This is a genomic window from Arthrobacter sp. GW460-12-1-14-TSB2 (assembly GCF_059423525.1).
The window spans coordinates 68,234-78,237 of record NZ_JBWKYC010000007.1; the positions used below are offsets into that span (position 1 = coordinate 68,234).

The following is a 10,004-nucleotide window of genomic DNA, read 5'->3' on the forward strand; positions in this document are numbered from 1 at the left end:
TCCGGCACCCGGTCAGCGGGCTTAGCCGAGCAGCAGCCCCAGGAGGCCGAGGACGACGGCGAGCAGCGGCGTCGTTCCTTGCATGGCGGCCGCGCGGAGGTACTTCCGGCCGGTCAGGGCGAGAACGGCGGCCGCCAGCAGCATGGACCCGCAGGACGCGAAGATGAGGGTCCAGCCGACCACCGGCTGGCCGAGGAGAACCGCGCCCGCGCCGATCAGGGCGCCGACGGCCAGGAACAGGTTGTAGAAGCCCTGGTTGTAGGCCAGCGGACGGGTGGTCTCGGCGTCGGCCTGTGACGCGACCCCGAAGCGCTTCCAGGTGGCCGGCCGGGTCCAGGTGACGGACTCCATGGTGAAGATGTAGACGTGCAGCAGGGCCGCAACAAACGCGAAAACGAGGGAGGCCGGGATCATGGCTCGATCCTAGCCTCCCCCGTTGGGAGTCTTGCTGTTCCGCTACTTGGTGAGGGTGGACAGAGCGCCGGCGGCGAAGTCCTTGGCCGAGGCGTTCCACTTTCCGAGCAGTCCCTGGAGGTTCTCGCCGTCGGCACGGTGCGGACCGGTTTCGGCTTCCAGCGTGGCCAGCACGCCGGTGCGGAGTTCGGTGTTGAAGTTCACCTTGCCCACGTTCATGGCGGCGGCCTTGACCAGCTCTTCGGCCGGGATGCCGGAGGCGCCGTGCAGCACCAGCGGAATGTGGGTGCGCACTGCGATGTCCTGCAGCACGTCCCACCGCAGTTGCGGCTCCCCCTTGTACTTGCCGTGCACATTGCCAACGGCCACTGCCAGCAGCTGGGCGCCGGTGCGGGCTACGAAGTCCTCCACCTGGGCAGAGTCGGTCAGCCCGGCGGTGCCGGCTCCTGTGGCGTCGCCGGCGCCGTCCGTCAACGGGCCGGTTGCGTCGGCACCGAAGGCGCGGTCCTCGTCGCCGGCGAGCCCGCCCAGTTCCGCTTCAATCACGACGTCGGCGTGGCCTTGCGCGGCCAGCACGGCGCGCGCCTCGCGGACAAGCGCAATGTTGTCCTCGTAGGGCAACGACGAACCGTCGGCGAGGACCGAGTCCGCCCCCGCTGCGACGGCGTCGGCGATCACCCGAAGATCGGAGGCGTGGTCCAGCTGCACGGCAATCGGAACGCCGGCAGAGTCGGCCAGGCCGCGGAGCGCGCTGATAAGGCGCAGCCCGTTGGGGGTGCCGGCGGTCTTGGGAGCAACCAGCAGGATGGCTCCGCGGCCGGCCTCTTCCGCAGCCTCCACCACGGCCAGGGCAGTCGTGAAGTCGTAGCAGGTGAAGGCCGGGACAGCGGCGCCCTGCTGCAGGGCCGAACCCACCAGGTGGTCGAGTCGGGCACGCATCAGGCGCTCAGGCCTCCCACCAGGATCCAGGCGACAAAGGTCAGGGCGAAGCCGGCCAGGCCCAGGATGGTGGTGAGGACGGTCCACGTGCGGAGGCCGTCGGATACGGTGAGTCCGTAGTACCGCACCACGGTCCAGAAGCCGGCGTCGGTCACGTGGGACAGGCCCAGGGAGCCGAAGCCGATCGCGATGACCAGCACGGCGATCTGGGCGGGCGAGTAGCCGCCTTCAGCCACGGCCGAGGTGAGCAGGCCGGCAGTGGTGACGATGGCCACCGTTGCGGAGCCCTGCGCTGCACGGAGCGCCAGGGAAATGATGAAGCCGAGGACGATCAGCGGCAGGCCGAGGTGGTCCAGGGTCTGCGAGAGTGCCGCGCCGATGCCGGAGGTGCGCAGCACCTCGCCGAACACGCCGCCGGCGGCAACAACCATCAGGATGGAGGCGATGGGAGGCAGTGCGCCTTCGAAGATCTCGCCGGTTTCGCGCAGCGACCAGTTGCGGCGGACCGCCAGCAGGAAGAACGACAGGCCAACGGCCACGAGCAGGGCAAGGAACGGATTGCCGACGAACGCGGCCACGCCGTACCAGAAGTTGTCCTTGCTGATGGTCAGGGTGCCCACGGTGCCGAGGAGGATCTGGACGATGGGTGCGGCGATGAGGAAGATGATCAGGCCGGGGCGGGGCGGGGCAACAGCCTGGGCTCCGGGGCCGTCGTGGCCCACGTGCACCAGGGAAGCGGAACCGAACTCGTCAACCTGTGCTTTGACGCTGGGGAGGAGTTCGTATTCCTTGCGGTTCATGATGCTGGCAACCCAGTAGGACAGGAAGCCGAGCGGGATGCAGATGAGCAGGGAGATCAGCGTGATGAGCCCGATGTCGGCTCCGAAGACACCTGCCCCGGCGACGATGCCCGGGTGCGGCGGCACGGCGACGTGGATGGACAGCATGATGCCGGCCATGGGCAGGCCGAACTTCACCGGGTGGACCTTGGCGATCTTGGAGAACGCGTAGACGATCGGCACCAGGACGATCACGCCGACCTCGAAGAACACCGGAATGGCCACCAGGAAGCCGACGGCGGTGAGCGCCACTGCCACGCGCTTGGCACCGAGCTTCTCGGTGAAGTGGGAGGCCAGCGACTGGACGCCGCCGGACACCTCGATCATCCGGCCCAGGATGGCGCCCAGGGCAATCAGCAGTGCCACTTTGCCCATGGTGCCGCCGACACCGGTGGCCACGACGGTGAAGACGTCCTTCAACGGAATCTGCGACGCGACGGCCACCAGGATGCTGACCGTCAGCAGTGCCACGAAGGCCTGGATCTTGAAGCGGATGATCATGACCAGCAGGAGTGCGATGCCGAGAGCGGCGATGGTCAGCAGCAGTGGAGTGCCCAGCTCCACGGCCGGCTTGATGGCGGGGGCATCAGCGGCCCGCACCATCAATGAGTTCATCAGGGGGTTCATGGGGAATTGTCTCCTTTGACGTCGCCGGCAGCGCCTGGCGAGGTGGTTCGACGACGACGGAGGGGGGACCGCCGTCGTCGGGCTTTAGGTGGGGATTATGCGGTGCGCTTCGTGGGGGCGACAACCTTGATGACGGCGGAGTCGTCGGCCGCGGCGAGGCCCTGGGCCTGGCCCAGGAGGTAGAGCTGCTCGGCTGCAGCGGCAACGGGGGCGGCCAGGCCGGCGGCACGGGTGGCCTTGCCCACGATGCCCATGTCCTTGACGAAGATGTCCAGGCGGCTGAGCACCTCGGCACCTTCCTCGTTGTAGGCCTCGAGGATGCGCGGGCCGCGGTTGGAGAGCATGAAGGAGCCCGCTGCACCGGCTTCGAGGGCTTTGAGGGTCTTTTCCTGGTCCAGGCCGAGGGCGTCGGCCAGGGCCAGGGCTTCGGCGGCAGCTGCGATGTGGACGCCGCAGAGCAGCTGATTGACAGTCTTGAGCGCCTGGCCGTCGCCGGGCTTGTCGCCCACCACGGTGAGGGTGGAGGCCAGCAGTTCCAGTGCCGGGCGGGCCTTTTCCTGGGCCTCGGGCGAGGCGCCCACCACGATCAGGAGGTCGCCTTCGCCGGCGCGCTTCGGGCCGCCGGAAAGCGGCGCATCGACGAGCTCGACACCGTATTCGGCCAGTCGGTCAACGGTGGCCGGGATGGCCTCGGTGCCCACGGTGCTGCCGAGGATCACGACGGCGCCCGGCTTGAGTACGGAGGCCACGCCGTTTTCGCCGAAGAGGACATCGTTGAGCTGCTCGCCGTTGCGCACGGCCAGGAGGAGCGCGTCGGCGCCTTCGGAGGCTTCGCGGGCGGAATCGAACGTGCGGATCCCGGCTTCCGCGGCGAGCTTCAGGCGCGGCTCGGCGATGTCGAAGCCGTGGACGGTGAGCTGGCTGGCCAGGCGGGTGGCCATGGGCAGGCCCATGGCGCCGAGGCCCAGGACGGTGATGGTGTAGCTGCTGGTCATGGTGTTCTCCATTGAAATTATGTCGGGATTCAGAAGGTGTTGCTGAGCTTGCGCGTGACGTCGGCGAGGGACTGGTCGTCTCCCACGTTGCCGGCGAAGACGATGTACGGGATGCCCTTGGCAGGGCCGTCCACCGGCTCCCACAGGCTGACGATGCCCGGGAGCATGGGCCCGCGGACGATCGCGTGGCGGATTTCCAGGCCGTGCGCGGCGACGTCCGAGGACGTAATGCCGCCCTTCGCGATCACAAAGCGCGGCGGGAACGTCTTGAGCGTGCGGTTGACGACGGCCACGACGGCGGCAGACACGGTGCGTGCGATCCGCAGGCTTTCGGCGGCGTCGTCGGTCTTGATAAGGAGGCGGCTGGTGTGCACGATGACATCGCCGGTGCGCAGCGACTCCACCACCGTGTCCACTGTTTCGTCCAGGTAGCTGGCAGCGCTGCCGCCAAGCAGCTTCTCGACGTCGATCTCCACGATGCGTGCGGCGCTGTGCTGCTCGGTGAGTGCCTTGAGCTGGCGGGTGGTAACACCGACGTGGGAGCCCACCACGATGAGCCCGCCGGCTTCCGACGGCGTATTGCCGGCGTAGGCCTCTTCACCGCTGAGCTGTGCGCGGATTTCCTGGCCGATGCGGCCACGGACGAAGGGAGGCCCCACGCGGTAGAGGAGCTTCTTGCCGCGGCGTTCTGCTTCTTCCAGGCCGAGGGCCAGGGCGCGGAAGTCATTCTCGGTGACGATGTCGGCCACAATCGGCGTCGAATCGGTGGCGGATTCGATGGCGTCCGCGATGGCCTTGGCGGAGATGGCAGGGTCCGCGGCGGCAGCACCGGCACGGATGATATTGAGGTCCAGGACAATCACGGAGTCAGCGGCGAACCGGCCCTTCGACTTCTCCTCGACATACTTGGCCATCTCGGAGTTGGCGAACCCGAAGCTTGCGTCCTTGGCGAATTCAGTCTCGGCCACGGGGGTGAGCGTGCCGGCGTCTGCCCCGGTGCCGCGCATGTAGTGCACGCCGCCGATGGTGACGCGGCCGGCGTCGGGGAATGCCGGAACGATCACTACGCCGTCGGTGGCCTCGCCGGTCTCGGCAGCCACGGTGGCGGCGATGACATCAGGTTCCAGCGGGTAGTGGCCGCGGAGGGTGGAGTCGCTGCGGCTGACAAAACCGAGGCGCAGCGCTTGTCCTTCGGCGGCGCCGGCTGTGTTCCCTGCTGCGGCCAGCGCGTTGCGGACGATTTCTTCGTTCCGTGCGGCGGCCTCGGCCGGGTCCAGGCTGCGGGTGTTGGTCAGGACGTAGACGGCGGACTTGAGGCTGTTTTCCCGAATGTGGGAGAAGGCCCAGGTGAAGTCGGCAACGTCCCAGCGGGTGAGCACGGGCAGGTCCGCAACGGACTGCGTGCCGGTGGGGTCGTCGTCGAGCACTACAAGCACGCGGGGGGAGGCTGCCGAAGACGCCGCGACAGCGTCGGCAACCAGCTCAGCGGGAATCTGGACCTCTGCCGGGAAGGCTGCCAGTACATCTGCTTCAAGGGGCATTTTGCACTCCGTTGTGTATGAAATCTCTGCTGCGGTTAGGTATTTGTAAGATGTCAGACATCTAACATTTGAATGCTAGTGTGGCACAAGGCACAGGGACGCGCAAGTAGACTTGTCGGACAAATCGTCGCTCACCGCTGAACGGGGGAAAATTGGCACGTAAATCACTGGTCGGCGTGGTGGCCGACGAGCTCCTGGACCGGATCATTGCCGGCGAGTTTCCCCCCGGCTCCAGCGTCCCGGGCGAGCTGGAGCTCAGCGCGAAGCACGAGGTCAGCCGTATGACCGTGCGGGAAGCCATGAAGACGCTCGAAGCGCAGCGCATCCTGAGCGTGGAGCGGGGGCGGGGCACGTTCGTCAACCCGCTCAACCGCTGGGCCTCCCTGGAAGCAGTGCTCCGCGCAGCGTCAGAGGGCGTGAATGATGCCTCCGCCGCCATCCAGCTGATCGAGCTCCGCCGGATGCTGGAAACGGGCGCATGCGAACTGGCGGCGGGCCGCATCAGCGACGCGGACATCGGGATTCTGCACGGCTATGTGGCGGCCATGCGCAAGGCCCACGGCTCAGACGACCTGCCGGGTTTCGTGGAAGCCGACCTCGCGTTCCACGACGTCATCCTCCGCGCCTCGGAGAACGTTTTTGTCGCCGTCCTGTTTGAGCCGCTGCACCGTGTCCTGGAGAAGCGGCGGACCGAAACGTCCAAGTTCCGGGACATCCAGGAGCATGCCATCGGGCACCACCAGGCCATTGCCGAGGCATTGGAGTCACGCGACGCCGCACGCTCCCGCAGCGCCATGGACGCCCATATGCAGCAGACGCTCGATGACCTGAAGTCTTACGTGCTTGAGGCTAAAACCGCCTAGGCAAGCGAGAGGAAGAGCTTCTCAAGCTCGGCTTTGTCAAGGCTGGGGTCTTCCTGCTGCATGCACTGCTGCAGGCCCGTGGCGATGATGGAGAACCCGGCCCGGTCCAGGGCGCTGGATACAGCGGCCAGCTGGGTGACCACGCTCTTGCAGTCGCGGCCCTCTTCAATCATCCGCGTGACGGCAGCAAGCTGCCCCTGGGCGCGGCGCAGGCGGTTGATGACCGGCTTCATGTCGGCGGGATCGAGTTCCATTGCTTCCTCCGTGGCTCTAGGACTCCCTCCATGATATACCCCCCTTGGTATTTTCTGCTGCTAATGCAATAGGAATCACATCCGCTGACGGCCGCCGCAGCGCCTGCCGAAATGCGACCTTCGGCCCTGTTTTCGGGTCCCGGACGGGGTCACCATGGGAACGTGAGTACGTTCAGCATTCCTGGACCGTCGCGGACACCCCCCGCGGCGAGCACTCCGGCTCCGCACCCCTGGAACCGATACGTGGCACTGGGAGATTCGTTTACCGAGGGGTATGGCGATCCGGAGCCGCGGAGCCCCGGAGGTGTGCGCGGCTGGGCGGACCGGGTCGCAGAAGAGCTGAGCCTGGGCCACCAGGACTTCGCCTACGCCAACCTGGCCGTCAGGGGCCGCCTCCTCCAGCAGATCGTGGATGACCAGCTGGGGCCGGCCCTCGAGCTCAAGCCGGACCTGGTCACACTCTCCGCGGGCGGCAATGACATCGTGTTCCGCGGCAGTGATCCGGACAGGCTGGCGGAGAGGCTGGAGCCGGCAATAGCGCTCCTCAGCGCCACCGGAGCAACGGTGGTGCTCTTCACCGGTCCGGACTGGGGAAGCACGCCGGTGTTCGGACGCATCCGCGGCAAGGTGGCCATCTTCAACGAAAACATGCGCACCATTGCGGCCCGGCATGACGGCGTGGTGGCCGACCTCTGGAGCCTGCGCCAGTTGGCGGCTCCGCACATGTGGGATCCGGACCGCCTCCATTTCTCCCCGCTGGGCCATCACACCATCGCGGCCATGGTGCTGGAGACACTGAACGTCCCGCACACCCTGAAACCGCTGGAACCCAAGGTGCTGCCCGTCGGCAGCTGGCGCCAGGCCAGGAGCAGCGACCTGGTCTGGGCCAAGGATTACCTGTTCCCGTGGGTGGTGCGGCGGGTGCGGCAACGTCCCGCAAACCTGGGCCTGACAGCCAAACGACCGGAACCCGGCCCCGTGTTCGGCCCGGGCATGGCGCACGGGCCGCTTCGCGCAGGCCCGTTCCCCACTGGTCCGATGCCCGCGAAACCCTAGTCGCGCCGCCGCGCGTCCGCTAATCTGCAGGGACGGCCCGCAGTTCCGGGTGTCAATGGAGATTATGAGGAGCGAAGTTGTCGAATCACACCTACAGCATTTCTGAAATTGTCGGAACTTCAAGCGAGGGCGTGGACGCTGCCGTCCGCAACGGGATCGCCGAGGCCGCGAAGACCCTCCGCAACCTGGACTGGTTCGAAGTCAAGGAAATCCGCGGGCACCTGGAAGACGGGAAAGTGGCCGACTGGCAGGTGACCATCAAACTGGGGTTCCGCCTGGAGCGCTAACCCCGGAGTTTCAGCGGGACGTGTCCCCTGCCGTGACCCGCCGCCAGACGGTGGGCGAGCCGTTGTAGGACGGAAAAACGTGTCCTTCGAAGAAGGTTTGACCATCATGCGGTGCGTCCACAGGGGCCCACAGTCCGGAAGCCGGGCAGTGGGTTCCTGTGGCCCCGGCGGTGGCCACTCGTTCGCGGAGCAGTGCAATGCGCTTCATCGTTGAATCCCATCCTTGGTAGTGAAAAAGGTCTACCCCAAGGCTAGGAAAACCCGATGCGCTCCCCAATGGGCGTTTGCCCAGAATCAGACGGGCTCATGTGGCAGCTGCACAGCCGCATCGGCCGGGCTGGCGGCCACGCTGTCCATGCCGGCACCGAAGCTGCCCAGCAGCGTCAATGAATCGGCCGACGGCGACCCCGGCTTCGCGGAAAACACCCGCAGGACCTGGTCCGGATCATCCGGAAGCACCAGGTTTTCAAAGTTCAGTTCCAGGTCTCCCACCGCAGGATGGCGGAGACGTACGCTGCCCGCCGACGGAGCGGCGACACGGTGTCCGGCCCACCACTGCCGGAAGTGTTCGCTGTGCACCGCGAGTTCGCCCACCAGTTGATTGGCCTGGGGATCGTTGGGATGGCGGCCAACGTCCCCGCGCAGGGCGCCCACCGCGTCTGAAGCCACTGCCTTCCAGTCACGGAACAACTCACGGGTACGCGGATCGAGCATCAGCCAGCGTGTCAGGTTGCGCTCCCCCGCAGGCATGGCCGGGAAATCGGCAAACAGCAGGAAGGCCAGCCTGTTGCCGGCCAGGACGTCACTCCGGCGGCCGAGGACCAGCGCGGGAACGTCACCCACCGCGTCCAGGAGCTGGCGCAGCGCCGGGCGGACACTCTGGACCGGGAGGGGAGAACCCTGCGAGGCCGCACAGTTCTCCAGGAGATCCATCATGTGCGCCTGCTCGCTGGAATCGAGGCGCAGCGCACGCGCCACTGAATCAAGCACTGCCCTGGACGGGTGGATGTTGCGGCCCTGCTCCAGGCGTGTGTAGTAGTCCGTGCTCACATCCGCCAGCCGCGCTATCTCCTCGCGGCGCAGCCCGGGAACCCGCCGGGCACCGGAGGTTCCGGCCAGCCCGGCGTCCTCCGGCTTCAGCCGCGACCTCATGGCCTTCAGGAATTTTCCAAACTCGGCGCTCTGACCCATGCCTTCCATTGTGCACGGCCCGCAAGCCTCCGTTCTACAACGAACGTAGGACTGCCAGTCCTAGGAAAAACAGGAACAGGCATCCCTGCTGACACGGCCAGGCAAAGTGCATAGGCTCGAAGCCTAGCCAGTACGAAAGCGGTTTCCCACCCCCTTCGACGATCCCCACGACCGGAAGAAACTGACGATGTCCCAGACGAACCAAAACACCATTCCGCAACTGACCCTCAACAACGGAGTCCGGATCCCGCAACTCGGCTTCGGCGTGTTCCAGGTTCCGCCGGAAGAAACGCAGCGCATCGTTGAAGATGCCTTGGAAGCGGGCTACCGCCACATTGATACCGCTGCCGCGTACCGGAACGAAGCAGGAGTCGGCGCTGCCATCGCCGCCTCGGGCATTCCCCGCGAAGACATCTTCATCACCACCAAGCTCCGCAACGGCGAACAGGGCAACGCGCACGAGGCGTTCCAGAACAGCCGCAAGGCTCTCGGCGTCGAGTTCGTGGACCTCTACCTGATCCACTGGCCGGTGCCGTCCCAAGGGCTTTTCACCGACGCCTGGAAGGCGATGGAAAAGCTCTACGCCAACAGCCAGATCCGCGCCATCGGCGTGTCCAACTTCCTCCCGGAACACCTGGACACGCTCCTCCCGGCCGCGGACGTGGTCCCGGCGGTGAACCAGTTCGAAAGCCACCCCACCTTCCAGCAGCAGGAACTGGCCGCCAAGTGCAGGGAACTCGGCATCGCGGTGGAGGCATACAGCCCGCTCGGCCAGGGCGCGGACCTGAATGCAGCGGCTGTGAAGGACCTCGCCGGCACACACGACGCCACTCCCGCCCAGATCGTGCTGGCGTGGCACCTCGCCCAGGGCACCATCGTCATCCCCAAGTCAGCCGACTCGCAGCGCATGCGGGAAAACCTGGGTGCCGTCGCCGTCGAACTTTCCGCCGCCGAACTCAGCGAAATCACCGCGCTGGAGTCGGGGGGGGGGGGGGGGG

At 66.6% G+C, this 10,004-nt stretch carries 12 protein-coding genes; 4 read left to right on the forward strand and 8 right to left on the reverse strand.

Annotated elements, in window-relative coordinates:
- Nucleotides 1-21: 21 nt before the first annotated feature.
- The 5 genes from AC07YR_RS10885 to AC07YR_RS10905 all read right to left on the reverse strand — a co-directional run bounded on the left by AC07YR_RS10885 (nucleotide 22) and on the right by AC07YR_RS10905 (nucleotide 5,355).
- Nucleotides 22-414 (reverse strand): DUF1304 domain-containing protein, encoded by a 393-nt coding sequence (locus AC07YR_RS10885; RefSeq protein ID WP_055801613.1) that lies wholly within the window; start codon nucleotides 412-414, stop codon nucleotides 22-24.
- 42 nt (nucleotides 415-456) lie between these two features.
- On the reverse strand, nucleotides 457-1,353 hold the full coding sequence (locus AC07YR_RS10890) for a class II fructose-bisphosphate aldolase (protein ID WP_436056416.1): 897 nt from the start codon (nucleotides 1,351-1,353) through the stop codon (nucleotides 457-459).
- Complete coding sequence (locus AC07YR_RS10895; RefSeq protein WP_055801618.1) at nucleotides 1,353-2,819, reverse strand: GntP family transporter; 1,467 nt, start codon at nucleotides 2,817-2,819, stop codon at nucleotides 1,353-1,355. Before AC07YR_RS10895 ends, AC07YR_RS10890 begins: the two co-directional genes overlap by 1 nt.
- A 95-nt stretch (nucleotides 2,820-2,914) precedes the next feature.
- On the reverse strand, nucleotides 2,915-3,814 hold the full coding sequence (locus AC07YR_RS10900) for an NAD(P)-dependent oxidoreductase (RefSeq protein ID WP_436056415.1): 900 nt from the start codon (nucleotides 3,812-3,814) through the stop codon (nucleotides 2,915-2,917).
- A 29-nt stretch (nucleotides 3,815-3,843) separates the two neighbouring features.
- Nucleotides 3,844-5,355, reverse strand: a complete 1,512-nt coding sequence (locus tag AC07YR_RS10905; protein WP_494733949.1) for a four-carbon acid sugar kinase family protein — start codon at nucleotides 5,353-5,355, stop codon at nucleotides 3,844-3,846.
- A 152-nt stretch (nucleotides 5,356-5,507) separates the two neighbouring features.
- Between AC07YR_RS10905 and AC07YR_RS10910 the strand changes: the two genes are divergently transcribed.
- Nucleotides 5,508-6,218 (forward strand): FadR/GntR family transcriptional regulator, encoded by a 711-nt coding sequence (locus AC07YR_RS10910; protein ID WP_055801625.1) that lies wholly within the window; start codon nucleotides 5,508-5,510, stop codon nucleotides 6,216-6,218.
- Here AC07YR_RS10910 and AC07YR_RS10915 read toward each other — a convergent pair.
- Nucleotides 6,215-6,472, reverse strand: coding sequence for a metal-sensitive transcriptional regulator (locus AC07YR_RS10915; protein WP_055801628.1), 258 nt, complete (start codon nucleotides 6,470-6,472; stop codon nucleotides 6,215-6,217). The two genes, AC07YR_RS10910 and AC07YR_RS10915, sit on opposite strands and share 4 nt — an antisense overlap.
- Nucleotides 6,473-6,583: 111 nt before the next feature.
- Between AC07YR_RS10915 and AC07YR_RS10920 the strand changes: the two genes are divergently transcribed.
- Nucleotides 6,584-7,528 carry an SGNH/GDSL hydrolase family protein gene (locus AC07YR_RS10920; protein WP_235505824.1) on the forward strand — a complete coding sequence of 315 codons (945 nt, stop codon included), beginning with the start codon at nucleotides 6,584-6,586 and terminating at the stop codon, nucleotides 7,526-7,528.
- A 77-nt stretch (nucleotides 7,529-7,605) separates the two neighbouring features.
- Nucleotides 7,606-7,815 carry a dodecin gene (locus AC07YR_RS10925; protein WP_028270601.1) on the forward strand — a complete coding sequence of 70 codons (210 nt, stop codon included), beginning with the start codon at nucleotides 7,606-7,608 and terminating at the stop codon, nucleotides 7,813-7,815.
- A 10-nt stretch (nucleotides 7,816-7,825) separates the two neighbouring features.
- Here the strand turns inward: AC07YR_RS10925 and AC07YR_RS10930 are convergent, their stop codons facing one another.
- A complete protein-coding gene (locus tag AC07YR_RS10930; RefSeq protein WP_436056413.1) occupies nucleotides 7,826-8,023 on the reverse strand; it encodes a hypothetical protein in 198 nt (65 codons plus the stop codon).
- A gap of 86 nt (nucleotides 8,024-8,109) precedes the next feature.
- Entirely contained in the window at nucleotides 8,110-9,006 is an 897-nt protein-coding gene (locus AC07YR_RS10935; protein ID WP_494733950.1) for a helix-turn-helix transcriptional regulator, read from the reverse strand.
- A gap of 187 nt (nucleotides 9,007-9,193) precedes the next feature.
- On the opposite strand from AC07YR_RS10935, the gene AC07YR_RS10940 reads away from it, so the two are divergent.
- Nucleotides 9,194-10,004, forward strand: an 811-nt coding sequence (locus AC07YR_RS10940; protein ID WP_494733951.1) for an aldo/keto reductase, incomplete at its 3' end; no start/stop codon positions are given.